The sequence below is a fragment of the Micromonospora sp. BRA006-A genome (assembly GCF_033433935.1).
In the GTDB taxonomy this organism is placed as follows: Bacteria; Actinomycetota; Actinomycetes; order Mycobacteriales; family Micromonosporaceae; genus Micromonospora; species Micromonospora aurantiaca.
In genome coordinates this window covers 4,660,616-4,685,096 of record NZ_JANCLW010000001.1, presented here as the reverse complement: position 1 = coordinate 4,685,096, position 24,481 = coordinate 4,660,616, and the positions used below count along the sequence as shown (strand labels likewise).

The 24,481-nt window shown below is 74.0% G+C and carries 18 protein-coding genes; 10 read left to right on the top strand and 8 right to left on the bottom strand.

Annotated elements, in window-relative coordinates:
* Positions 1 to 32 precede the first annotated feature (32 nt).
* A complete protein-coding gene (locus NMK34_RS21135; protein ID WP_318334885.1) occupies positions 33 to 875 on the bottom strand; it encodes a GNAT family N-acetyltransferase in 843 nt (280 codons plus the stop codon).
* Between the two features lie 145 nt (positions 876 to 1,020).
* Here NMK34_RS21135 and gltB point away from each other — a divergent pair, with 145 nt between their 5' ends.
* Together gltB and NMK34_RS21125 are read left to right on the top strand one after the other, a co-directional pair.
* Positions 1,021 to 5,688: a glutamate synthase large subunit gene (gene gltB / locus NMK34_RS21130; RefSeq protein WP_318334884.1), complete on the top strand. Its 4,668-nt coding sequence runs from the start codon at positions 1,021 to 1,023 to the stop codon at positions 5,686 to 5,688.
* Complete coding sequence (locus NMK34_RS21125; protein WP_318334883.1) at positions 5,681 to 7,186, top strand: glutamate synthase subunit beta; 1,506 nt, start codon at positions 5,681 to 5,683, stop codon at positions 7,184 to 7,186. The genes gltB and NMK34_RS21125 overlap by 8 nt, the downstream gene beginning before the upstream one ends.
* A 74-nt stretch (positions 7,187 to 7,260) precedes the next feature.
* On the opposite strand, the gene NMK34_RS21120 is transcribed toward NMK34_RS21125, so the two are convergent.
* Entirely contained in the window at positions 7,261 to 8,796 is a 1,536-nt protein-coding gene (locus NMK34_RS21120) for a M1 family metallopeptidase (RefSeq protein WP_318334882.1), read from the bottom strand.
* A gap of 197 nt (positions 8,797 to 8,993) precedes the next feature.
* On the opposite strand from NMK34_RS21120, the gene NMK34_RS21115 reads away from it, so the two are divergent.
* A complete protein-coding gene (locus NMK34_RS21115; protein WP_318334881.1) occupies positions 8,994 to 9,779 on the top strand; it encodes an SGNH/GDSL hydrolase family protein in 786 nt (261 codons plus the stop codon).
* A 132-nt stretch (positions 9,780 to 9,911) separates the two neighbouring features.
* On the top strand, positions 9,912 to 12,590 hold the full coding sequence (locus NMK34_RS21110) for a hypothetical protein (protein ID WP_318334880.1): 2,679 nt from the start codon (positions 9,912 to 9,914) through the stop codon (positions 12,588 to 12,590).
* A 73-nt stretch (positions 12,591 to 12,663) separates the two neighbouring features.
* On the opposite strand, the gene NMK34_RS21105 is transcribed toward NMK34_RS21110, so the two are convergent.
* On the bottom strand, positions 12,664 to 14,124 hold the full coding sequence (locus tag NMK34_RS21105; RefSeq protein ID WP_318334879.1) for an MFS transporter: 1,461 nt from the start codon (positions 14,122 to 14,124) through the stop codon (positions 12,664 to 12,666).
* Between the two features lie 274 nt (positions 14,125 to 14,398).
* Between NMK34_RS21105 and NMK34_RS21100 the strand changes: the two genes are divergently transcribed.
* On the top strand, positions 14,399 to 14,980 hold the full coding sequence (locus NMK34_RS21100) for a helix-turn-helix domain-containing protein (protein WP_318334878.1): 582 nt from the start codon (positions 14,399 to 14,401) through the stop codon (positions 14,978 to 14,980).
* Positions 14,981 to 15,017: 37 nt separating this feature from the next.
* Here NMK34_RS21100 and NMK34_RS21095 read toward each other — a convergent pair whose 3' ends face one another.
* The 3 genes from NMK34_RS21095 to NMK34_RS21085 are packed head-to-tail and all read right to left on the bottom strand — an operon-like array spanning position 15,018 to position 15,699.
* Positions 15,018 to 15,272: a hypothetical protein gene (locus NMK34_RS21095; protein ID WP_318336390.1), complete on the bottom strand. Its 255-nt coding sequence runs from the start codon at positions 15,270 to 15,272 to the stop codon at positions 15,018 to 15,020.
* 26 nt (positions 15,273 to 15,298) lie between these two features.
* Entirely contained in the window at positions 15,299 to 15,574 is a 276-nt protein-coding gene (locus NMK34_RS21090; protein WP_318334877.1) for a hypothetical protein, read from the bottom strand.
* A complete protein-coding gene (locus NMK34_RS21085; RefSeq protein ID WP_318334876.1) occupies positions 15,571 to 15,699 on the bottom strand; it encodes a hypothetical protein in 129 nt (42 codons plus the stop codon). Before NMK34_RS21085 ends, NMK34_RS21090 begins: the two co-directional genes overlap by 4 nt.
* A 233-nt stretch (positions 15,700 to 15,932) precedes the next feature.
* Between NMK34_RS21085 and NMK34_RS21080 the strand changes: the two genes are divergently transcribed.
* Entirely contained in the window at positions 15,933 to 16,163 is a 231-nt protein-coding gene (locus NMK34_RS21080; protein ID WP_318334875.1) for a winged helix-turn-helix domain-containing protein, read from the top strand.
* A gap of 291 nt (positions 16,164 to 16,454) precedes the next feature.
* Here the strand turns inward: NMK34_RS21080 and NMK34_RS21075 are convergent, their stop codons facing one another.
* Positions 16,455 to 17,867 (bottom strand): alkaline phosphatase PhoX, encoded by a 1,413-nt coding sequence (locus tag NMK34_RS21075; RefSeq protein ID WP_318334874.1) that lies wholly within the window; start codon positions 17,865 to 17,867, stop codon positions 16,455 to 16,457.
* 183 nt (positions 17,868 to 18,050) lie between these two features.
* On the opposite strand from NMK34_RS21075, the gene NMK34_RS21070 reads away from it, so the two are divergent.
* The 4 genes from NMK34_RS21070 to NMK34_RS21055 all read left to right on the top strand — a co-directional run bounded on the left by NMK34_RS21070 (position 18,051) and on the right by NMK34_RS21055 (position 22,752).
* Positions 18,051 to 20,567 (top strand): FtsK/SpoIIIE domain-containing protein, encoded by a 2,517-nt coding sequence (locus NMK34_RS21070; protein ID WP_318334873.1) that lies wholly within the window; start codon positions 18,051 to 18,053, stop codon positions 20,565 to 20,567.
* Positions 20,564 to 21,343, top strand: a complete 780-nt coding sequence (locus NMK34_RS21065; RefSeq protein ID WP_318334872.1) for a hypothetical protein — start codon at positions 20,564 to 20,566, stop codon at positions 21,341 to 21,343. Before NMK34_RS21070 ends, NMK34_RS21065 begins: the two co-directional genes overlap by 4 nt.
* A 174-nt stretch (positions 21,344 to 21,517) precedes the next feature.
* Positions 21,518 to 21,781, top strand: a complete 264-nt coding sequence (locus NMK34_RS21060; protein WP_073830945.1) for a DUF6244 family protein — start codon at positions 21,518 to 21,520, stop codon at positions 21,779 to 21,781.
* A gap of 167 nt (positions 21,782 to 21,948) precedes the next feature.
* A complete protein-coding gene (locus NMK34_RS21055) occupies positions 21,949 to 22,752 on the top strand; it encodes a lipase family alpha/beta hydrolase (protein ID WP_318334871.1) in 804 nt (267 codons plus the stop codon).
* 60 nt (positions 22,753 to 22,812) lie between these two features.
* Here NMK34_RS21055 and NMK34_RS21050 read toward each other — a convergent pair whose 3' ends face one another.
* Positions 22,813 to 24,405 (bottom strand): GMC family oxidoreductase, encoded by a 1,593-nt coding sequence (locus tag NMK34_RS21050; protein ID WP_318334870.1) that lies wholly within the window; start codon positions 24,403 to 24,405, stop codon positions 22,813 to 22,815.
* Positions 24,406 to 24,481 lie beyond the last annotated feature (76 nt).

Sequence of the window (24,481 nt, the reverse complement as noted above, 5' to 3'; positions counted from 1 at the left end):
GGTCCCGCGCGGCGGGTGGACCACGCCGATGCTCAGATGACGGCGGCGGGCTCGGCGATGCAGGCGGTGCCGATCCGGCGGAACCCGACCCGCAGGTAGACGCGGGCGATGTCCTCGCTGCCGGCGCTCAGGAAGATCAGGTCGGTGCCGGCGGCGCGTAGTTGCCGCGCGAGCGTGGCGGTCACCGCCGCGCCCAGCCCGCGCTGCCGCGCGGACGGCAGCGTGGCCACCCCGGCGATCTCCGCCACGTCGCCGACCCGCATCGCCATCCCGCTGGCGAGCGCGCCCTCGTCGGGTGTCTCGGCGAGCACCGAGATGCGCCGCCCGTCGGCGACCCGGGTCGCCTCCTCCTCCAGCGCCGCCACGTCCAGCTGGGCGAGGCCGGCGTCCCGCTCGGCCGGTCCGGCGTCGCCGCGCGCGGTGCCGCCGTTGGCGAAGCCGACCGCCGCGACCGCCCGGCGCAGCGCGATGTCCGCCGCGAAGCCGGGGTCGCCGGGGTCCAGCACCCGCACCGGTACGTCGCTGAACGTCCCCGGATCGGGCAGGCGCTCCGGCTCCAGCAGCATCAGCGGCGCCTCCAGCACGCTGAGCCCGGCCGAGCGGGCCACCGCCAGCAGGTCGGGCTGGTGTTCGTGCACCCACTCGAACGCCTCGGGCAGGCCCAGTTCGCGCTGCCGGGCGCGGACCGCCGTCACGTCGGCGAGCGTGGGCGCGTCGGTGGCGTCGAGCCGGGGGCGGGCGTAGAACGGCCATCCGGCACCGTCGCGGACGAACAGCACCAGGGCACCGTGATCCTCGGTCCGGGCCCCGTCGCGGGGCACCGCGTCGTAGAACCGCTCCAACCGGGCGAGTACGTCAGCGCGCGCGAGATCCACCGCGCGAGACTACACGTCCCAGCATCTGGAAGTGTGATCAATCTGAACTGGCCTTGTGCCGGAAGCCCTAACGTAGACTCAATAAACCGCAGAGGGCCGACGTCGTCCCCATCATGATCCATCCTGAGTGACGACAGGAGGCCCGGTGGCCTTTCCGTACCCTCACAGCCCGCAGTCGGCCCCGCGGACGACCGGGCTCTACGACCCCGCGTACGAGCACGACGCCTGCGGCGTGGCCTTCGTGGCCGACCTGCACGGGCGGCGCTCGCACCAGGTCGTCGCGAACGGCCTCGGAGCGCTGTGCCGGCTGGACCACCGGGGCGCCCGGGGCGCGGAGCACAACACCGGGGACGGCGCCGGCATCATGATCCAGGTGCCGGACGCGTTCCTGCGCGCCACCGTCGACGTCCCGCTGCCCCCGGCCGGTCAGTACGCCACCGGCCTGGTGTTCCTGCCCGACGACGACGCGGCCGAGGCCCGTGCCCGCCAGGTGGTGGACAAGTACGCGCTGGTCGAGGGCGCCGACGTGCTCGGCTGGCGCGAGGTGCCGACCGACCCGTCCGGCCTGGGGGAGACCGCGCTCGCGGCGATGCCCCGGGTCCGGCAGTTGTTCGTGGCCGCGCACCGGCTGACCGACTCGCCGGCCGGACCGGCCGGCTCCCCGCTGACCGGGCTCGACCTGGACCGGGTGGCGTTCTGCCTGCGCAAGCAGGTCGAGCGGGAGACCGCCGAGCGGGGCGTGCCGGCGTACTTCCCGTCGCTGTCCGGCCGCACCATGGTGTGGAAGGGCATGCTCACCCCGGACCAGCTCCCGGCGTTCTATCCGGAGCTGACCGACGAGCGGGTGGTCAGCGCCATCGCGCTGGTGCACTCGCGCTTCTCCACGAACACGTTCCCGTCCTGGCCGCTGGCGCACCCGTACCGGTTCATCGCGCACAACGGCGAGATCAACACGATCCGCGGCAACCGGAACTGGATGCAGGCCCGCGAGGCGCTGCTCCGGAGCCCGAGCATCCCGGGCAACATCCGCCGGGTCTTCCCGGTGTGCACGCCGGCGGCGTCCGACTCGGCCAACTTCGACGAGGTGCTCGAACTGCTGCACCTGGCCGGGCGGAGCCTGCCGCACGCGGTGCTCATGATGATCCCCGAGGCGTGGGAGAACGACCCGGACATGCGCGCCGACAAGCGCGCGTTCTACCGCTTCCACGCCAGCCTGATGGAGCCGTGGGACGGCCCGGCGTCGGTCGCGTTCACCGACGGCGAGATCGTCGGCGCGGTGCTGGACCGCAACGGCCTGCGGCCGGGCCGCTGGTGGCACACCGCCGACGGCCTGGTGGTGCTCGGCAGCGAGGCGGGCGTGCTCGACCTGGACCCGGCCACCGTGGTCGCCAAGGGCCGCCTCCAGCCGGGCAAGATGTTCCTCGTCGACACCGTCAACGGCCGGATCGTCTCCGACGACGAGATCAAGACCGAGCTGGCCGCCGAGCAGCCGTACCAGGAGTGGCTGCACGCCGGCCTGATCGAGCTGGACGACCTGCCGCCGCGCGAGCACACCGTCTACACCCACGACTCGGTACGTCGCCGCCAGCAGACGTTCGGCTACACCGAGGAGGAGCTGAAGATCCTGCTCGGCCCGATGGCCCGCAGCGGCGCCGAGCCGATCGGCTCGATGGGCACGGACACGCCGATCGCCCCGCTGTCCACCCGGCCGCGGCTGCTCTACGACTACTTCCATCAGCTCTTCGCGCAGGTCACCAACCCGCCGCTGGACGCCATCCGGGAGGAGCTGGTGACCAGCCTGGCGTCCACCATCGGGCCGGAGGGCAACCTGCTCGACCCGGGCCCGGCGAGCTGCCGGCAGATCGTGCTGCCGTACCCGGTGATCGACAACGACGAGCTGGCCAAGATCCTGTCCATCGACGAGGACGGCGACCTGCCCGGCTTCAAGGCGGTCCGGGTCTCCGGGCTCTACCGCCTGCGCGACGGCGGCGCCGGCATCAAGGCGCGGCTGACCGAGATCTGCCGGCACGTCTCCGAGGCGATCGAGGACGGCGTCCGCATCCTGGTGCTCTCCGACCGGGACTCCAACGCCGACCTGGCCCCGATCCCGTCGCTGCTGCTCACCGCCGCGGTGCACCAGCACCTGGTCCGCGAGCAGACCCGCACCCAGGTGGCGCTGATCGTCGAGTCCGGCGACTGCCGCGAGGTGCACCACGCGGCCGTGCTGATCGGGTACGGCGCGGCGGCGGTCAACCCGTACCTGGCCTTCGAGTCGGTGGAGGACATGATCTCCACCGGCGTGCTGGCGGGCGTCGACCGGGTGAAGGCGGTCCGCAACTACGTCAAGGCGCTCGGCAAGGGCGTCCTGAAGATCATGTCCAAGATGGGCATCTCGACCGTGTCGTCGTACTGCGGCGCGCAGGTGTTCGAGGCGGTCGGCCTGGACACCCGCCTGGTCCACAGGTACTTCCGCGGCACGCCGAGCACCATCGGCGGCATCGGCCTGAACGAGATCCACGCCGAGGTGGCGGCCCGGCACGCGCGGGCCTGGCCGGCACCGGGCGCGCAGGCCACCGACCGGCTGGAGGTCGGCGGCGAGTACCAGTGGCGCCGCGAGGGCGAGCTGCACCTGTTCAACCCGGAGACGGTCTTCCTGCTCCAGCACGCCACCCGCAGCCGCCAGTACGACGTGTTCCGGCAGTACACCGCGAAGGTCGACGAGCTGGCCGCGCAGGCGGGCTCGCTGCGCGGGCTGTTCACGCTGCGCACCGGCGTGCGCCCGGCGGTGCCGCTGGACGAGGTCGAGCCGGCCGCCGAGATCGTCAAGCGCTTCGCCACCGGCGCCATGTCGTACGGGTCGATCTCGGCGGAGGCGCACGAGACGCTCGCCATCGCGATGAACCGGCTCGGCGGCAAGTCCAACACCGGTGAGGGCGGCGAGGACGTCGAGCGGCTGCACGACCCGGCGCGGCGCTCCGCGGTCAAGCAGATCGCCAGCGGCCGGTTCGGCGTGACAAGCGAATACCTCGTCAACGCCGACGACCTCCAGATCAAGATGGCGCAGGGCGCGAAGCCCGGCGAGGGCGGGCAGCTACCCGGCAACAAGGTCTGGCCGTGGATCGCCCGCACCCGGCACGCCACCCCCGGCGTCGGCCTGATCTCCCCGCCGCCGCACCACGACATCTACTCCATCGAGGACCTCGCCCAGCTCGTCCACGACCTGAAGTGCGTCAACCCGGCCGCCCGGGTGCACGTCAAGCTGGTCAGCGAGGTGGGCGTGGGTACCGTCGCGGCGGGCGTGGCCAAGCTCAAGGCCGACGTCATCCTGATCTCCGGGCACGACGGCGGCACCGGCGCGTCCCCGCTCAACTCGCTCAAGCACGCCGGCACCCCGTGGGAGCTGGGCCTGGCCGAGGCGCAGCAGACGCTGCTGCTCAACAAGCTGCGCGACCGGGTGACGGTGCAGGTCGACGGCCAGCTCAAGACCGGCCGGGACGTGCTGATCGCGGCGCTGCTCGGCGCCGAGGAGTTCGGCTTCGCCACCGCGCCGCTGATCGTCGAGGGCTGCGTGATGATGCGGGTGTGCCACCTCGACACCTGTCCGGTCGGCATCGCCACCCAGAACCCGGTGCTGCGCGAGCGCTTCACCGGCAAGCCGGAGTTCGTGGAGAACTTCTTCCTCTTCCTCGCCGAGGAGGTCCGCGGCTACCTGGCCGAGCTGGGCTTCCGCAGCATCGACGAGGCGATCGGCCACACCGAGCTGCTCGACGTGGCCGGCGCGATCGACCACTGGAAGGGCCACGGGCTCGACCTGAGCCGCGTGCTGCACCTGCCGGAGCTGCCCGAGGGCGCGGCCCGCCGGGGCGTACGCGCCCAGGACCACGGCCTCGACGCGGCGCTGGACAACCGGCTCATCGAGCTGGCCGGGCCGGCGCTGCGCGACGGTACCCCGGTCCGGGTCGAGGTCGAGGTCCGCAACGAGCACCGCAGCGTCGGCGCGATGCTCGGCGGCGAGGTGACCCGCCGCTTCGGCGGCGACGGGCTGCCCGACGACACGATCGAGTTCCGGCTGCGCGGCACCGCCGGCCAGTCGTTCGGCGCGTTCCTGCCGCGCGGGGTCACGCTGCGCCTGTACGGCGACGCCAACGACTACGTCGGCAAGGGACTGTCCGGCGGCCGGATCGTGGTCCGGCCGGACGCCGACGCGCCGTTCGTCGGCGTGGACGCCACGCCGGGCCGCCGCGCCGAGGACCAGATCATCGCCGGCAACACCATCCTGTACGGCGCCACCGGCGGCGAGGTCTACCTGCGCGGCCGGGTGGGGGAGCGGTTCGCGGTGCGCAACTCCGGCGCGGTCGCGGTGGTCGAGGGCCTCGGCGACCACGGCTGCGAGTACATGACCGGCGGCACCGTCGTGGTGCTCGGGCCGACCGGGCGCAACTTCGCCGCCGGCATGTCCGGTGGCACCGCGTTCGTGCACCGGCTCGACCAGCGGCTGGTGAACGCCGAGCTGGTCGACCTGTCGCCGCTGCGCGACGAGGAACGCGACCGGCTGCACGAGCTGGTCCAGCGGCACTTCGCCGAGACGGACTCGGCCGTCGCCGAGGACCTGCTCAAGCGCTGGCCGCAGGCGGTGGAGGAGTTCACCGCAGTGGTGCCCCGCGACTACCGCCGGGTCATGGAGATCATGCGGGCCGCCGAAGCCGCCGGCCGAGACGTCGACGACGCGGTGATGAGCGCGCTCAGCGTGCCGTCGGCCGCGCCGGTACCGCCCGCGCCCCGGGCGGTCGCCCAGGAGGTGGCTCGTGCCTGACCCGAACGGTTTCCTGCGCTACGACCGGCGGCTGCCGGCCCGCCGTCCGGTGCCGGTGCGCATCTCCGACTGGCGGGAGGTCTACCCGCCGGCCGGTGAGGAGCTGATCCGCGAGCAGGCCACCCGGTGCATGGACTGCGGCATCCCGTTCTGCCACGACGGCTGCCCGCTGGGCAACCGCATCCCGGACTGGAACGACCTGGTCCGCACCGGCACCTGGGACGCCGCCGTGGAGTCGCTGCACGCCACCAACAACTTCCCCGAGTTCACCGGCCGGCTCTGCCCGGCGCCGTGCGAGGCGGCCTGCGTGCTCGGCCTCGGCGGCCAGCAGCCGGTCACCATCAAGCAGGTCGAGGTGGAGATCGCCGAGGCCGCCGTGGCCCGCGACGGCCTGCGGCCCCGGCCCGCGTCCGCCCCGACCGGGCGGTCGGTGGCGGTGGTCGGCTCCGGCCCGGCCGGGCTGGCCGCCGCGCAGCAGCTCGCCCGCGCCGGCCACACGGTCACCGTGTACGAGCGCGACGACGCGATCGGCGGCCTGCTCCGCTACGGCATCCCCGACTTCAAGCTGGAGAAGCAGCACATCGACAAGCGGCTGGCCCAGCTCACCGCCGAGGGTGTGCGGTTCCGGACCGGCGTCGAGGTCGGCGTCGACGTGACCGCCGAGCAGTTGCGCGCCGAGCACGACGCGGTGCTGCTTGCTTGCGGCGCGTTGCAGGGCCGGGACACCCCGGAGACGCCCGGCCGGGCGCTGCGCGGCGTGCACCAGGCGATGGCGCACCTGGTCGCCGCGAACCGGGTGGTGGCCGCCGCCGGGGACGGGCGGCCCGCGCTCGCCACGCTGCCCGACGGTACGCCGATCGACGCCGCCGGCAAGCACGTGGTGATCATCGGGGGTGGCGACACCGCCGCCGACTGCCTCGGTGTGGCGCACCGGCAGGGCGCGGCCGGCGTCCACCAGCTCGACCTCTACCCGGAGCCGCCGACGGAGCGGGACGCGGCCCGGGATCCGTGGCCGACCTGGCCGTGGGTGCTGCGTAACTACCCGGCGCACGAGGAGGGCGGCGAGCGGGTGTTCGCCGTCGCGGTGCAGGAGTTCGTGGACGACGGCACCGGCCGGGTCCGCGCGGTCCGGATCGCCGAGGTGACAGTGGAGAAGGTGGACGGTCGCCGCATCGTCACCCCGCTGCCCGGCTCCGAGCGGGAGATCCCGGCCGACCTGGTGCTGCTCGCCATCGGCTTCGAGGGCACCGAGGAACAGCCGCTGCTGGCCCAGTTCGGGGTGACCCGCAACCGCCGGGGCGCGATCGACTCCGGCCCCGACTGGCAGGCCGCCGACGGTGTCTTCGTCGCCGGTGACATGCACCGGGGCGCCTCGCTGATCGTCTGGGCGATCGCCGAGGGACGCGCCGCCGCGGCGGCGATCCACGCGTACCTGGGCGGCGTGGGCGAGCTGCCCGCCCCCGTCGATCCGGCCCGCCAGCCGCTCGCCGCCAGGTGAAAGGAAGGGCCCCCTCTTAACGCCTCGGGTAGAGGAGGGGGCCCTTCTTAACACCCGCCGCCGCGCGGCGGAGGTCAGCGGCCGAGCAGGTCGTGCGCGGCCCGGATCTTCGCCCACGAGGCCGGCTGCGCCGGTGCGGCTGTCGTCCGCGCGGCAGTGGCCACGCCGGGCCGGCCGGGGGTGAACAGCCAGGTGGTGAACACCGCGTCGAGGTCCCGTCCGGAGATCCGCTCGGCGAGCGCCTGGAACTGCGCGACGGTGCCGGTGCCGTACTGCCGCTTGGCGGTCCAGGTGCGCAGGATGCGGAAGAACGCGGCGTCGCCCACGGCGAGCCGGATCTGGTGCAGCGCCATCGCACCCCGGTCGTAGACGGCGGCGTCGAAGATGCCGCTCGGGCCCGGGGCGCCGGGGCGCACCTGCCAGAACTCGGAGTCGGCCGGGTAGCTGTCGTAGGTGAAGTCGAACAGCTCCTGCGCGGTGCCCTCGCCCTGCTCCTCCGACCAGAGCCACTCGGCGTACGAGGCGAAGCCCTCGTTGAGCCAGATGTGCCGCCAGTCCGCCACCGACACCGAGTCGCCGAACCACTGGTGGGCGTTCTCGTGCACCACCACGTACGTGTTGGCGCCGCGCCGCCAGAAGCCCGGCCCGTACACCGGGCGGGTCTGCGTCTCGAGGGCGAAGCCGATGCCGTCGACGGGCCCGGCCACGCCGCCCTGCGCCTCGAACGGGTACGGGCCGAACAGCCCGCTCTCCCATTCGACGATCTCGGCGGTGCGTTCGATGCTGGCCCGCGCGGCCGGCAGGCGCTCGCCGAGCGTGGTGCTGTACGCGTTCACCACCGGCTGCCCGTTCGGCGCGACTTCGGTGACGATGTCGTACTGCCCGATCGCGAGGAACGCCTGGTACGTGGCGCCGGGCTTGACGCTGCGCCAGCTCCACCGGGTGCGGTTGCCGGCCTCGGGCAGCGGGTCGCGCGGCTGCACGCCGTTGCTGATCACCTCGACGCCGGTCGGCACCGACACGGAGACGTCCCAGGTGGCCTTGTCCTTCGGGTGGTCGTTGCTCGGGTACCACCACCAGGCCGACTCGGGCTCGTTGACGGCGAGCGCCCCGTCGGCGGTACGGGTCCACGCGGTGTAGCCGTAGACGGTGGTCTGCGACGGCACGCCCGCGTACCTCACCACGACGGTGAGCTGCTGGCCCTTCGTCAGCGGCCGGGCCGGGGTGATCACCAGCTCGTGGTCGCCGGCCCGGGCGAACCCGGCGGCCCACCCGTTCACCCGCACGGACTCGACGTCGAGGGCGAAGTCCAGGTTGAACCGGGACAGGTCCTTCGTGGCGGTGGCGAGGATCGTGGTGGTGCCGCTGAGCCGGTCGGTGGCGGGCTCGTAGCGCAGCCGTATGTCGTAGTGGCCGACGTCGTAGCCGCCGTTGCCGTAGTCGGGGAAGTAGCTGTCGCCCAGCCCGGGGCTGCCCGGCGTCGGGGTGGCCGCCGCGGGTTGCGGCCGGCCCCATCCGGTGGGGGCGGCCTGGCCGGGGGAACCGGTCACTGTGGTGCCGGCCGTGGTGAGGGTCAGGGCGGCGATGGCCGCCGTGAGTGCGCGTCGCACGGTGGGACTCCCTCCGTCGGGTGTCGTCACCGTCAAGCTAATCGACACATGTGAACGTATCTGTCCTGTCCGGCCGATCGGAGCTATTCAATTTCGACGAATGTTTCGATAGCATTACCGACCAGTAACAGCACCGATCCCTCGGCCACGCGCGCGGTCAACGGGCTCCACCACCCCTGCCCCGTGGAGGCTCTGCCATGCCCCGTCGCGTCCGTACCGTGTTCGCCGCCCTCCTGGCGGCCGTACTCGGCGCCGTGCTCCTGCCCGGCGCCGCCCGGGCGGCCACCGTCAACTACGTCGCCCTCGGCGACTCCTACTCCTCCGGGGTCGGCGCCGGCCCGTACGACCTGTCCACCTGCCTGCGCAGCCAGAAGTCGTACGCCCCGCTCTGGGCCGCCGCCCATTCGGTCACCAGCTTCAGGTTCCCGGCCTGCGGCGGCGCGGTCACCGCCGACGTGCTGAACAACCAGGTCGGCCAGCTCAGCAGCAGCACCACGCTGGTCACCATCACCATCGGCGGCAACGACGCCGGCTTCGCCGACGTGATGACCAGTTGCCGCTTCGGCAGCACGTCCAGCTGCGAGAGCGCGGTGAACGAGTCGAAGGCGTTCGCCACCGCCACGCTGCCCGCCCGGCTCGACGCCACGTACACCGCGATCCGCAACCGGGCCCCGAACGCCCGGCTGGTGGTGCTCGGCTACCCGCGGCTGTTCGAGACCGGCTCCTGTGGACTGCTCGCCATGAGCAGCTACAAGCGCACCATCCTCAACCAGGCTGCCGACACGCTCAACGGCGTCATCTCCGGCCGGGCCGCCGCGGCCGGAGGCACCTTCGTCGACGCGCGGCCGTTCTTCGCCGGGCACGGCGTGTGCGCCGCCGACCCGTGGATCCGTGACGTCAGCGGCGTCATCGAGGCGTACCACCCGAACGCGAACGGCTACCGCTACGGCTACCTGGCCGCGCTGACCGCCGCGATCGGCTGATCCCATGTGAGGAAGTGCCCCATATGAGGAGAGGGCCCCGCTCGACACCCGTCCGTCGAGCGGGGCCCCGCCGTGCCGGGTTGCATCGAACGTCGACAATGGTGCGACACCCCGTGCGACCCGGAGGTGACCATGCGTGAACCGGTGACCCGGCCGCGTCCGGTCCGTGAGCAGCTCCCGGCCGGCGGCCCGGAGCTGCTCACCCTGCTGGCCCGGCTGCTGCGGCGTCCACGCCGCGGCGACCGCCGGCTCCCGCTGCTCTGGCTGGTCCGGCCCGCCGGGGACGGCGCGGTCGCGGCCCTGCTACGGCGCTTCGCGGCGCGCCGGGCCGGGCGGCGGGTACCGCACGCCGTGCTGGACCTGACCGGCCGGCCCGCCGGCGACGACGTCGCGTCCGTGCTGCGCGAGCTGCACCGGCAACTCTCCGTGGAGGCGTTCGGCGCGCCCCGGCTGCGGTTCCGGCACTACCCGCTGGCCGACTGGCTGATGCACCAGACGCTCGCCGTGGACCTGGACGCCGCCGACAGCGGCCGGGCCGCGCTGGTACGCCGGCTACGGGACTGGCGGGGACGGCGTGCCGGAGAGGACCCCCAGGTCGGCGGCGACTCCGGCCTCGGCGCCGCGCTGCACCTGCTGCTCTGGCTGCTGTGGCGGGCCGTACCCGGCGTCGTGTTCCGGATCGCCGTCTCCGGCCGGGTGCCGCTCGTCGGACGGCAGTACCGCTGGTTCATGCGCCAGCAGTACCTGGCGCCCCGGCAGTCGGTGACGTTCCTCGGCTTCGCCGAGCGGCTCACCGCCGGCTGGCGCGACGGCGAACACCCGGCCCAGGTGGAGAAGCTGCTGCTGCACGCGTTCCTGGAGGACCTGCGCCTGGCGTACCGGCGGCGGTTCTGGCGGCCCGGGGACTGGCGCCGCACCGCCTATCCGGTGCTGGTGCTCGACGGCGCGCGGCCGGACAACGTCGGGCACACGCTGGTCCGGCTCGTCGACGAGGTCCGCAACGAGACCGGCCGCAACGACCCGCTGCTCGTCGTCGCGGTCGCCGCGGACCCGCCGCCGGAACCGGCCGCGGCCCGGCCGCTGGCCGAGGCCGAGGAGGCGTACGAGGAGTGGGTCGAGGCGCTGCCGGAGAACCGCCGGCTGCGCCGTCCCGGCGCCTGGCTGATGCTGCTGGAGGCGGACGACCGGGACGTCGACGCCCCGGTGGGAGGCGTCCCGCCAGCCCTTGTCGCACCCGACCCGCCCTGGTGGGCGCGGCGGTTCCTGCCCGCCGCGGTGGCCCTGGCGCTCGTCGCCGGGCTGGGCGTGTGGGCGCACGGGCGGTGGGCGCCGGACTGCCGCCCCTGGCCCACCGACCGGGTCACCGTCCGGCTCGTCGGAGGGGAGTGCGTCGGCTACAGCGACACCGCCGGGCAGGTCTTCAACAGCGAACCCGGGCAGGACCGGCTGCGCGCCGTGCAGCGGCGCATCTTCGCCCAGAACCGGGCCGCCGAGGAGGTGTGGCGGCGCAGCGAGCACCGCCGCCCCTACCTGACGCTCGTCTACCTGGGCAGCCTCACCGGCAACCGGACCCGCGCGGACGAGGAGTCCTACGTCTCCGAGCGGGAGGAACTGGAGGGCATGGCCACCGCCCAGTACGCCCTGCTCCAGGAGTCGGCGGCGGCGGACGACGCGGCGCTGCTGCACATCGTGGTGGCGAACGCCGGCCGGCAGATGCGGCACGCCGGCGACGCGGTACGGATGCTGGAAGGGCTGGCCCGCGACGACCCCACAGTGCTCGGCGTGGTCGGGCTGGTGGACAGCCGCACCAGCACGGCGGCGGCGCTGCGCGAACTCAACCGGGTCGGCCTGCCGGTGCTCGCCCCCACGCTGTCCGCCGACCGGATGGACGCCAACTCCAGCCTCTACCTGGCCATGTCCGCGCCGAACCGCGACCAGGCCCGGATGGTCGAGGCGTACGCCCGGCAGGTGCTGCGGGTGGGTGAGGCGCACGTCTACTGGACCACCGGCGAGGGCAGCTCGCTCGCCGACGACCTGTACGTCGCCACCCTCGTCGACGGCCTGCGGGAACGCTTCGGCGACCGGATCACCCGGCTCGACGAGTGGCGCAGCGGGCGGCGGCTCACCCAGGAGTGCGGCTACCCGGGGATGCTCTTCTTCGCCGGCCGCTGGTCGGAGTTCGACGGGTTCATGCGCGCACTCAAGGAGTGCGGCGCGAACCCGCCCCGGCACCTGGTCGCCGACGACTCGGTGAACCGCTACATGGCCAACCCGGGGCTGCGCGCCAGCGCGCCGGGCAACCTGCCGGTCACGTACGTGTCGAAGGCCGCGCTGGCCACGTGTGCGTCGCTGCGGACCGCGCAGGCCGGGCGCGACGACGCCCGGGGCAGTTTCCTCACCTGGATCGGCGCGGACGGCCTGCTCGACCCGCCCCGATGCCGCGCCGGGACCGGTCCGCCGGTCGGCGAGCGGGTCAGCCTGGCCTACGACGCCACCATGATGACGGTACGCGCGCTGGAGAGCCTCGCCGCCCGGCTGCGCCACGCCGACACCGGCCGCCGCTGGGAGCCCCGCTCGGTCAACCCGGTCGGGGTGCACGCCGAGGTGCTGCGGCAGAACGCCGCCGGCGGCTACCCGGGGGTCAGCGGCCTCATCCGGTACGCCCCGGACTCCGGTGAACCGGTCGCGAAGCGGCTGGCGCTGCTCACCGTGCCGAAGGTGCCCGACGTGGACGCCGCCCCGGTCGAGGTGTTCCACTGCGGCGTGGCCGACACCGGCCCCGACCCCGGCTGCCGCGTCGCCCCACGCTAGGCGAGATCTTGGTACGCCCACGCCCCGCGCGGGGCGTGGGCGTACCAAGATCCACGGAACGAGAGGGCTCAGCTCAGCGGGCCGGGACCAGCTCCGCGGCCGGCGCCGGCGCCAGGTCCGGCACCGCCGGCCCGATCCGCCGCCGGGGCCACCGGCGGCGGCCGGAGGGTACGGCGAGCGCGGCCAGCGCCGCAGCCACCGAGATGCCGGTGAGCAGCAGGAAGCCCGCCGTGAAACCGGCCTCCCGGGGCAGCCCGCTCGGCTGCGGGTTCGCGGTGATCACGGCGCTGGCGAGCGCCGCGCCGATCGCGCCGCCGATGGTACGGATGTTGGCGTTCATGCCGGTCGCCGCGCCGGTCTGCCCGGCCGGCACGTTCGCCACGATCAGGTTCGCCATCGAGGCGAACGCCAGCCCGATGCCGAGGCCGACCAGGCCACCGGCGATACCGACCTGCCAGCGGGTGTCGTGCGCGACGGTCAGCATGGCGGCGGCCGCCACGTTGAACACCGCGCCGATGCTCAGCTGCGCCTTGGCGCTGAACCGGGACTGCAACCGTCCGGCCAGCAGGCCGGCCACGAACATGCCGACGAGCATCGGCAGCATCAGCAGCCCGGCCTGGGTGACGCTGGCGCCGAAGCCGTAGCCGGCGCTGGTCGGGATCTGCGCGAACTGCGGCAGGAACGCGTACACGGCGAACATCGAGGCGCCGTAGAGCAACCCGACGAGGTTCGTGGTCCAGACCGCGGGCAGGCGCATCATCCGCAGGTCGATCAGCGGGTTCGCGGCGCGGGCCTCGGTCGCCAGCCAGGCGGCCGCCAGCACCGCGGCCAGCGTCAGCAGCCCGACCACCCGGCCGGAACCCCAGCCCCACGCGGCGCCCTTGCTGACCGGCAGCAGCAGCGCCACCAGCCAGCCGGACAGGAGTACGGCGCTGAGCCAGTTGATCCGGCCCGGGGTGCGTACCGGCGAGCGTGGCACGAACCGGTGCGCGGCGAGCGCGGTCAGGCCGACCACCACCAGCGGGATCCAGAACAGCCACCGGTAGCCCAGGGTGGCCACGATCGGCCCGGCCAGCACCACGCCCAGCCCGCCGCCGACGGCGACGACGGCGGAGATCGAGGCCACGGCCGAGCTGACCCGGGCGGCCGGGAACTCGTCGCGGATGATGCCGAACGACAGCGGGAACACGGCACCGCCGACGCCCTGTACCACCCGGGCGGCGATCAGCACGCCGATGCTGGGGGCGACGGCTGCCAGCAGGCAGCCCAGCGCCAGCGCGGCGAGCGAGAAGACGAGCGTCTTCTCCTTGCCGACCATGTCGCCGATGCGGCCGATGATCGGCGTGAAGACGGACGCGGAGAGCAGGTACGCGGTGAGCACCCAGGTCACCGTGTTGGGCGAGGTGTGCAGGTCGTGCTGGATGGTGGGCAGCACCGGCGTGATCAGCGACTGGAGCATCGCGAAGAATCCGGTGCCGGCGGCCAGCACGAGGAAGGTGAGCCGGCGCGAGCCGCGCCCTGATGAGTGGATCATGTGGGAGAACTCCCCGTTGTCGGTACGAGACTGGTGGCCGCTCGCGCAGTCGTGCGGTGGTGGCGGCCGGGGCGTGCGGGCGCTCAGCGGTCGGCGGGCATGGTGGGACCTCCCGGGTCCGTGTCGTGGCGCGAGGATCGCGTGGCCGGAGGGCGGCCGGAAGTCCGGAGTAAGCTATCCGGAGGGGTGGCTCCGGTCAGCAACCGGAGGCGTGCCTCCATTAACCTAGCGGAGGGGTGCCTCCGGTTGCAAGGCGGAAGGGGTGACGCGCGTCATGGCTGACGTCGACGTGTCCGGCGAGGTCTTCGCGCGCCGCCCCAAGCGAGCCGACGCCCGCCGCAACTACGACGCGCTGATCGCCGCCGCCCGCGAGGTCTTCGGCGAGCGCGGCGCGGGTGCGTCGCTCGAGGAGATCGCCCGCCGGGCGGGCGTGGGCATCGGCACGCTCTACCGCAACTTCCCGCAGCGGCGGGAGCTGTTCGAGGCGGTCTACGTCGAGGAGGTGCGGGCACTCAGTGCCTCCGCCGCCGACCTGGCCGACGAGCCGCCGTGGGACGCCCTGGTCGGCTGGCTGCACCGGTTCGTCGCCTACGTCGCCACCAAGCGGGCGCTGGCCGAGGAACTGGTGCACGACTCCGAGGTGTTCCGCAGCTGCCGCACCGAGATCTACGCGACCGGCGAGCCGTTGCTGCGCCGCGCGCAGCAGGCCGGGGCGGCCCGGACGGACGCCGGCTTCGACGACGTGATCCGGCTGATCAGCGGGCTGGCCGCGTACCAGTTCCCGGACCCGGCCCAGCGCGACCGCGTCCTGGCCATCGCGCTGGACGGCCTGCGCCCGCCGGCGGGCATGAATTGATACGTCTTGTCGCCCGGCCGTCTGTTGACGTGACGCATCAAGGGCTGCGCTGTCCGGGAGGAAGTGGCGGGCACGGCCGTGCCCAGCCGACGAATCGAGCGAACAACGCTTGTGGGCTGGGAGCCTCGTACGGGTTGAGTCGATGTAGCTCGTGGGCTGCGTCATAGAGCTGCCCACACAGGTAGATCGACAGGGCGACACGATCGTTCGCGTACTCGGCGAGCAGGTCGAGTCGAGCCTCCGCGCACGGCCACGGATAGGCGCAGCGTTTGCAGATCCAGAGCGGGCGCATGGGCAGATGCGGGCGTGCGCCGGTGCTCACGCCGGTATCCGTGGTCGTCTCGCCGTGTGGCCGCAGTCGGCGACGGCCGGGTTGAGCCAGCGCAGCCCGGCCGGCTGGACGAACAGTTTTCGCCTGGCGATCGCGTCGCCCCCGGCGTTCAACTCGTACGCCTCGATCCACGCCCAGCCGTCGAACGTCTGGCGGTCGGTGATCTCCCGGATGAATCGCACCGTGATCGGGCGGCAGAATTGCACGCTCGCTGCGCGGTCGAGGTGGAGGAGGTCGCCCGCCAGGATGGGACCGGCCTTCACCGGGGAGCGTCGGAACGGATGACGGCGGCCTTGGTCAGGCGCGTGCATGCCACCTCCGGGCAGGCATGGTCCTGCGCCGAGGCGAAGGGCTCGCCGGGGTTGAGGTTGTCGGTGCGCTCGCCCATCGGGCCTCCCGCCGGGTACGACGTGCGGATGACAGGTGCGCACGCCCGGCCGACCGGGGGATTGGTCGACCGAGCACTTTGCGCGGTGGGAACGGACCAACTCCGGTTTGCAGACCTGGGAGCCGGTCAGCTGGAGCTTTACACAACTAGTCACGCATAGCAAGCACGACAACACGTTGCTTGTCACGACTAGTTGTGCGTGATCGAATGGCGGGGCAGACCTGGGAGTCCATATGCCCGTCAAACCGAAGTGGGAACAGCTCGCGGACCAGCTCCGCACTCAGATTCAGTCAGGAGAACTCTCGCCCGGAGACAAGTTGCCGTCCACAGCGCAGCTCAAGGCGGAGCATGGCGTCTCAACGACAGTGGTCCGCCAGGCCATCCTCGTGCTTCAGACGCAGGGATGGGTAGAGGGCGTACACGGCCTCGGGGTGTTCGTCGCTGAGCGTCCCGAGTCGCCGTAGTCGCGGACGCTGCGAGATCTTGGAAGCTGACGGCCCTCCCGGGGGCCGTCAGCTTCCAAGATCTCCGTGGGAAGGGGATGACGAGGCGCGGCTGACCCCGCCACGCTCCGCGATCGCCGAGAGCGTCCGCGCGGATATCGTCGGCGCGGTGCAGCGCGCCGATCTTGCACTTTCGGCCGGCGAACTGCGGCTTATGCACCCATCCTTCGGGGCCGCAAGTGCAAGATCGCCGAGGTGAGGCGGGTCGGCCGACGGTTCCCGCCCCCAGGGGAACCGCCGGCCGGCGCTTCCTCAGCGGTGCCCGTTGCCCGGCCGCCCCCACGGTCCGGTGATCGCGAACACGTACCCCGGTGACTGGATGTTGGCGAACAGCGTCCGCCCGTCCGCGCTGAACGTGGGCCCGGTGAACTCGCTGTCGTTCAGCTCGTTGCGCGCCAGCGGGTACGCCTTGCCCTGCTCGGTGACGCCGACCAGGTGCGACACGCCCTCGCCGTCCTCGGCCAGGATCACCCCGCCGTACGGCGACACGGTGATGTTGTCCGGCCCGTCGTAGTTGCCGGTGTCGGCCTCCGGGTCGGTGTTCACCCCGAAGATGGTCTTCAGCGTCACGGTCTGCCGGCGCGGGTCGTAGAACCACACCTGACCGTCGTGCTCGTTGGCGCTGCCGTCGTCGTGGCGGGCGTAGCTGGCCACGAAGTACGCGCCGCCGTCGCCCCACCAGGCGCCCTCCAGCTTGCGGCTGCGGGTCACCTCGGCGTCGGTGAACTGCTTGCGTACGGACACGGTGCGGGCGTCGCGGTCGGGTACCTCGATCCACTCAACCCGGTAGCGGGTGCCGGGCGTGGTGGCCTCGGACAGGTCGGCCACGTGCGTGTCGCCGCGCAGGCAGCGCATCGCGGCGAGGCTGCCGGCGGTGCCGCCGTCGGGCCGCTGGGCGAGCGCCCGCAGCGCGCCCTTGCCGGCCCGGAAGCCGGGCGGCGGCGTCCACCGGAAGTACAGGCCGTTGGGCCCGCTCGCGTCCTCGGTCAGGTAGATCGAGTGGGTGTACGGGTCGACCGCGACGGCCTCGTGCGAGTACCGCCCGAGGAACGTCAGCGGCACCGGATCGGTGTTGGCGGACCTGTCGTGCGGGTCGACCTCGAAGACGTACCCGTGGTCCTTCAGATACCGCCCGCCGGCCCGCTGCTCGGTCTCCTCGCAGGTCAGCCACGTGCCCCACGGGGTGATGCCACCGGCGCAGTTGTTGTGCGTGCCGGCCACGCTGACGTACTCGCGCAGCCGCCGCCCGTGCCGGTCCACCTCGATGGTGGTGGTGCCGCCGCGGGCGCCCGGGTCGTAGGTGAGGCCGGGTAGCGCCGGCACCGGGTACGGCTCGTCGCCGCCGATCTCGTGGTTGTTGACCAGCACCGAGCCGTGCGGGCCGCGGAAGCAGCCGGTGCCGTCCGCGTCGCTCGGGGTGGGCTGCCCGGACTCCAGCAGCGTCGCGCCTGCCTTCGCGACGACCGTGTACGAGAAGCCGGGCGGCAGCGCCAGCAGGCCGGCCGGGTCCGGCACCAGGTCGCCGTAGCCGACGGCGGGGCGGCACGCGGGCCGGGCCGCCGCCGGACCGGCGATCGCCTCCAGGCTGCCGGCCACCATGATGCCGAGGCCGCCGGCCACGCCGCCGCGCAGCAGGGACCGCCGGGGGAGAGGTGAGGTGGTCACGTCGTCGCCTTCCTGTGCGCACGATTGCCTGACGGAAGGCAAGCGGGGCCGGGGGAACGGCGGGCGGCGCGCCCGTCCGTAGCCGGGTGAACAGTGGACGAATCCCCGGTGCGGAGCACCAGGTGCCGGTGCGGCGCGCGTCCGTTAGGGTTCCCTTCGATCGCAAACGTCGGAGGGCGGACGGTGGGCAGACTCGCGGCGGCGTACCGGCAGGCGGTCGATCGGCATCGGCGGGCGGTGCGGCACTGGGAGGCGGCCCGGCGGCTGCTGGGCGCCGCGGGCCCGGCGCCCGTGGGCAGCCCCGAGCTGGTCGCGCGGCTGGCCCGCCTCGGCGGTGAGCTGGCCGCCGCGGTGCCCGGCACGGCCCGCGTCGCGACCCACCCCGTTCCGGTACGCCTCGGCGCCGCGACCACTGTCGACGGCGCGTTCCCGGTGCTCGTGCCGGTGGGCGCGGGCGCGCACCTGGCGCTCGATCAGGACGCCCGCGACCCGCGCGTCGGCGAGCTGTTGCGGGCGGTGGTGGTACGGCTGCTGACCGCCGCTCCGGCCGGCGCGATCCGGGTCGCCGGCATCGACCAGGCCGCCTTCGGTGCGGCGTTCCTGCCGCTGCGCCCGCTGCACGACGCCGGGGTGCTCGCCGCGACGGCGACCACCGAGGCGGAGACGACGGCCCTGCTCGACCTGGCCGAGCGGCACGCCCGTACCGCCCAGCGATCCGCGCCGGAGGACCGCGAACTGCTGGTGGTGGTCGCCGCGTCCGCGCCGCCGCCCCGGGAGCTGGCCCGGCTCGCCGCGCTCACCCACGCCGGCCCGGCCGCTGCGGTCTGCGTGCTGCTGGCCGGCCACCCACCGGCCGGGCCGTCCGCCGCGCCGCCGCTGGGCGCCACCACCCAGCTGCGCGTCACCGAGCGGTACACGCTCGTCGGCGACCCGCCCGGGCGCCCGTTCAGCACCGACGGCAGCGGACTGGCCGCGCCGGTGGTGCTCGACGGCGACCCGTCGCACGCCACCGTCACCGCGCTGGCCCGCCGGTACGCCGAGGCCGCCGGCCAGGACGGCGTCACGTTCACCGACCTGCTCCCGGCACAGCGCTGGGCCGGGTCCGCCGCCTCCGGGCTGCGTACCGTGCTCGGCCGGGCCGGACGCCGTCCGCTGAGCGTGGCGTTCGACGACGCCACCCCGCACTGGCTGATCGGCGGGCGGACCGGCGCCGGCAAGACGGTCCTGTTGCTCGACGTGCTCTACGGGCTGGCCGCCCGCTACTCCCCGGCCGAGCTGCGGCTGATGCTGCTCGACTTCAAGGAGGGCGTCAGCTTCACCGAGTTCGTGCCCACCGACCGTGACCCGTCCTGGCTGCCGCACGCCGACGCGGTCGGCATCGAGTCCGACCGCGAGTACGGCGTGGCGGTGCTGCGCGAGCTGCGCGCCGAGCTGGGCCGCCGCGCCGACCTGCTGAAGCGGCACGGCGTCAGCCGCCTGGCGGACCTGCCGCCCAACGCCCGGCCGCCCCGGATCGTCACCGTCGTCGACGAGTTCCACGTGCTGTTCGCCGGCAACGACGCGCTGGCCCGGCAGGCCGTCGACCTGATCGAGGAACTGGCCCGCAAGGGCCGCTCGTACGGCCTGCACCTGGTGCTGGCGAGCCAGAGCACCACCGGCGTCGAGGCGCTCTACGGCCGGGCCGAGGCGATCTTCGGGCAGTTCCCGCTGCGGATCGCGCTACCAGGCGGCGACGCCGTGCTGGACCCGCGCAACGACGCCGCACGCGGGCTCACCGTCGGCACGGCAGTGGTGAACACCGGCGCGGGCGCGCCCGGCTCGGACGCCGAGGTGCGGTTCCCCGACGCGCACGCCGCCTCGGCCGACCTCGCCGCGCTGCGCCACGAGCTGCACGCGTCCCGCCCGGCCGGGGCGCGCCCGCCTGCCGTCTTCCGGGGACACGAGACGCCCCGGCTCACCGACGACCCCGCCTGGGCGGCGCTGACCCCGGGCACCGACCCGCCGTACGCGCTCGTCGGCCGCGTGGTCGACGTCCCCGGCAGCCCGGCCGGGTTCGCGCTCGACGCCAGCCCGGGCCGGCACCTCGCGGTGGTCGGCACCTCGGCAGCCGGCGCGGACCTGCTCCGGTCGGCCACCCTGTCCCTGGCCCGCCAGCACGCCCCCGGCACCGCACGGTTCCTGTTCGCGCCGCTGGCGCCGGGCACCACGGACGCCGCCGACGACCTGGCCATGACGCTCGCCGCCGCCGGGCACCCGGTCCGGCGTCTCGACGCCGGAGCGCTGCGCGCCCAGTTCGCCGAGGCCGCGACCGGCGACGCCCCGGCGACCGGGCGCACCTACCTGGTGGTGTTCGGGATGGACGCCGCCGCGACGACGCTGGCCGCCTCCGACCCGGCGACGTTCCGCTCCGGGTACGACGACCTGCGCGCCGTGCTGCGCCAGGGCCCCGCGCGCGGGGTGCACGTGCTCGGCTGGTGGCGCGGGCTGCGCCGCCTCACCGACGACCTCGGCGGCAGCGGGCACCGCGACGACGTGACCGGCCTGGTCGCGCTGAACGTCCCCGCCGCCGACCTGGGCCTGCACCTCGGCGTGCACGACCTGGCGTACGTCCCGCGCGAGGGGCGCGCCCTGCTGGTGGACCGGCACGAGCACCGCACCGCGCTGATCGTGCCGTTCGCCACCGGGGGAGATCCATCATGAGCGGATTCGACGAGTACGCGGCGCTGCTGCGGGAGCTGTCCACCCGGCAGCGCGGCGGGGAGCGGGAGATCGCGGCCGAGGCGGAGCGCCGCCGTGGCCTCCAGTCCGCCGTCGACACGCTCGGGCAGCGGCTCGCCGCCCAGGGGCAGCACCTGGACCGGCTCGGGCAGGCGATCGGCGTGCCGATGACGTCGGTCCCGGCGGAGGTGACGGCACCGGCGATGGTGGCCGGTGGGGGAGCGCCCGGTCCCGCGCCCGGACCGGGGGACGGGGTGACCGGCGGCGCAGCCGACGCGCCGGGGCGGCCGGACGTCGGGGCGTACCCCTCGGGGGGTGTTCCGGCGCCGCGGGCCGGCGACCCGGCGTCGGAGCTGGCGGCGGCGGGGCGGCTGGCCGAGGAGGCCGACGTGTTCGGGCAGCAGGCCGACGCGCTGGCCCGCACGCCGGTGCTGCTGCCCACCTGGTCGGCGCCGGCGCGGGCGGTGGTGGTGTACGCGGGCTGTGCGCTCGTCGGTTCGCTGCTGATGCTGATCGCGATAGTGGGTTCGTCGCTGCCGGTGACCGGGCTGGACCTGGTGGCGGCGCTGTCCTGCGCGGGCGTGCCGTTGATGTCCTTCGTGGCCGGTCAGGTCGTGCTCGCCCGCTGGGGCCGCCCGGTGGTGGAGGGCGAGGCGCCGCCGGCCGGGCGGTACGTGCCGCTCGGCTTCGTGATCTGCGCGCTGGTCTCCCCGTCCTTCTTCTGCCTATACCTCCTCCTGTTCCGCCTCCTCCGCTGACCCTGCCCGCCCACCCGCGCCCTCACCCCCGCCCCGCTCCGTCGATCATGGAGTTGCGGCCCCGAGGGTGCGGCATATGTGGCCTTCGGGCGGGCGGAAAGTGCAAGATCGCGAAGGCGGTGGGGCGGGACGGGGCGGTAGGCTCGCGGGGTCGGTGAGCGGGGGGAGGGGCGTGTGAGCGCGGCGGAGATCATCGCCAGGCTGGCGGCGGCGGCACAGAAGCTGGACGAGGCCAAGGCACGCACCGCCGCTGCCGCGCAGGACGCGGCCGAGGCGCGGGCGCTGGTGGCGGGCGCGCTGGAGGGGGCGACTGCGGGGCCGCTGATCGGCGCCATCGACTCCTACCGGCAGGCGCTGGCGCAGGCCGCGCAGGGCGGGGAGCCGGCCCGGCAGCACGTGCAGGAGACCATCGCGAAGGTCCAGGCGCTGGGCAACTGAGCCCGGTCCGGCATGCCGGTTTGCGCGCTGGGCGCGACAAGAGTTACTGCCGCGTAACTTTTCATTGACGTGTGTGAAATCGGACACGCATCATCGTGTCCACGATCGATCGGATCCCACCCGTCCCCCCGGGTACGCCCGGGTGCCTCCCCCCGGAGGTGCAGCCCATGCTGCTCCGAACGATCCTGGCCGCCACCACCGCCGCCACCGTCCTGCTCGTCCCGGCCGCCGCCCAGGCCGCCACCGCCGAACCCGCCGCCCCTTCGAACACGGCCACCGTCGCCACCGCCGCGCAACGGGCCGCCGCCGCGGCCGCCGACCCGGTGATCGTGGTCGGCGGCCTCAGTGGAATCTCCATCGCGTACGAGCCGATCGCCGCCCGGCTGCGCGCCGACGGCTACCGGGTCTCGATCTTCCAGTTGCCGAACCTCGGTCTCGGCGACATCCGCGAGTCCGCCCGGGCGTTGTCGTCCTACGTGGACCGGGTGCGCGCCGGCACCGGCGCGGCCCGCGTCGACCTGGTCGGCCACTCCGAGGGCGGCCTGGTCAGCCGCTGGTACGTCAAGTACCTCGGCGGCGCCGCAACCGTCGACCAGTACGTCAGCCTGGGCAGCCCGCAGTACGGCACCTACGTCGCCAACCTGGTCGCCTTCCTGGGGCTGGGCAGTTGCGCCGGAGTGATCGCCTGCCAGCAGATGACCATCGGGTCGAGCTTCCTCGCCGACCTCAACGCCGGGGACGACACCCCCGGCCCGGTCCGGTGGGCGACGGTGCGCACCTGGCAGGACGAACTGGTCCGGCCGGTCGACAACGCCGTGCTCGCCGACGGCGCGACGAACATCCTGGTGCAGGCGTGGTGCCCGCTGCGGGTCGTCGGCCACCTCGGGCTGGTGCTGGACGGCACCACCTACACGGCGGTACGCCAGGTGCTCTCCGGCGCCGCGGTCCGGCCGAACTGCTTCGCGGTCTGAGCCACGTGCCCGGGCCCGCCGCCGCGCGGTCCCGGGCACGTCCGGCCGGGTCCGGCACGTTCAGTCCGCGTCCCGTCCCCTGATCACGTCGGCGGCCCGCCAGGCCAGCGCGGTCACCGGGGCGCTGGTCCAGCCCGCCACCATCACCGGAAGCACCGACGCGTCGGCCACCCGCAGCCCGTCCACGCCGCGTACCCGCAACCGCGGATCCACCACGTGGTCGTCGCCGGTGCCCATCGCGCAGGTGCCGATGGCGTGGTAGCCGCAGTAGCCGCGCGCCACCGCCGCCTCGACGATCTCCGCGTCGGTGGTGGTCGCCGTCCCGGGCACCGTCTCGGCCCGGATGCGCTTCGCGATCGGGCCGGTGCCGAAGAACTCCCGCATCCGGCGGAACAGGTCCACCGCCACCCGCCGGTCGTGCTCGGTGGCGAGGTAGTTCGCCACGACGGCCGGCGGCGTACGCGGGTCCGCGTCGGTGATCGTCAGGCTGCCCTCGCTGTCCGGGCGGGTCACCGTGCCCAGGCACATCACGCCCGGCTCCCGTTCCAGCTCCAGGGCCTTGCCGGGCCGCGGCGGTGCGGCCGAGAACGGCGCCATCAGCAGGTGCGCGTCCGGGCGGTCCAGATCGGGGCGGGACTTGAGGTGGGCCGCCACGTCCAGCACCGGCAGGGCGAGCGGGCCGCCCCCGGTGAGCAGCCAGCGCAGCATGGCCCGGGCCTGCCCGAGCGGGCTGCCGATGGTCATGTTGTGGCCGCCGCGTTCGGCGAGGCGGTACTGGAGCACCATCGACCGGTGCTCGCGCAGCCCGGCGCCGACCCGAGGCCGGTCGAGCAGCACCGGCACCCCTGCGGCGCGCAGCGCGTCCGCCGGGCCGATGCCGGAGACCTGCAACAGGTGCGGGGTGGCCAGGGCGCCCGCGGCGAGGATCACCTCACCGGCCGCCCGGTACGTGGTCTCCCCGCCGCCGCGCACCACCCGTACACCGGTGGCCCGGCCGCCCTCGACGAGCACCCGCAGGACGACGGCGCCGACCTCGACGGTCAGGTTGGGCCGGCGCCGCACCGGGTGCAGGAACGCGTCCGCGGCGCTGACCCGGCGTCCGGCGCGGATCGTGGCGGTCGGGTAGCCGATCCGCTCGTCGTCGTGGGCGTCCAGGTCGTCGGCGTGGCGCCAGCCCAGCTCGGCGCCGGTCGCCACCATCTCCTCGGCGAGCGGGTCGGTGCCGGTGGCGATGGACAGCCGCACCGGGCCGCCGGTGCCCCGGTGCGGCGCGGGCCCGAGCGGGTGGTCCTCCAGCCGCGGGAACACCCGGCCCATGACCGACCAGCCCCAGCCCAGCGGTTCGAGGGCGTCCCAGTCGCGGGCCGCGCCGCGGCTCCAGATCATGCCGTTCACCGACGTCGAGCCGCCGATCATCCGTCCGCGCTGCCAGATCTCCTGGCGGCCCGGCCCGGTGGTGGCCGGGTAGTGCCAGGCGGTGCGCTCGTCGTCCATCAGCCGGGAGAACGCCTTGGGCACCCGCACGTACGGGCTGCGGTCCCAGCCGCCCGCCTCCAGCAGCAGCACCCGCGTCCCCGGATCCTCGGTGAGCCGGTTGGCCAGCACGCATCCCGCCGCGCCGGCCCCCACGATCACGTAGTCGAATTGCTCCACAGGGGACCCCCACTCATGAGAATCCCTCTGACAGTAGTTGTCCGGTCACTTTCCGCGAAAGGGGCCGGTCGGCGGA

Coding starts and splice junctions, on each gene's coding strand:
- NMK34_RS21055 (WP_318334871.1), top strand. CDS start 21,949: ATGCTGCTCCGAACGATCCTGGCCGCCACCACCGCCGCCACCGTCCTG.
- NMK34_RS21085 (WP_318334876.1), bottom strand. CDS start 15,699: ATGGGCGAGCGCACCGACAACCTCAACCCCGGCGAGCCCTTCGCCTCG.
- NMK34_RS21100 (WP_318334878.1), top strand. CDS start 14,399: ATGGCTGACGTCGACGTGTCCGGCGAGGTCTTCGCGCGCCGCCCCAAG.
- NMK34_RS21105 (WP_318334879.1), bottom strand. CDS start 14,124: ATGATCCACTCATCAGGGCGCGGCTCGCGCCGGCTCACCTTCCTCGTG.
- NMK34_RS21110 (WP_318334880.1), top strand. CDS start 9,912: ATGCGTGAACCGGTGACCCGGCCGCGTCCGGTCCGTGAGCAGCTCCCG.
- NMK34_RS21080 (WP_318334875.1), top strand. CDS start 15,933: ATGCCCGTCAAACCGAAGTGGGAACAGCTCGCGGACCAGCTCCGCACT.
- NMK34_RS21065 (WP_318334872.1), top strand. CDS start 20,564: ATGAGCGGATTCGACGAGTACGCGGCGCTGCTGCGGGAGCTGTCCACC.
- NMK34_RS21095 (WP_318336390.1), bottom strand. CDS start 15,272: ATGCGCCCGCTCTGGATCTGCAAACGCTGCGCCTATCCGTGGCCGTGC.
- NMK34_RS21115 (WP_318334881.1), top strand. CDS start 8,994: ATGCCCCGTCGCGTCCGTACCGTGTTCGCCGCCCTCCTGGCGGCCGTA.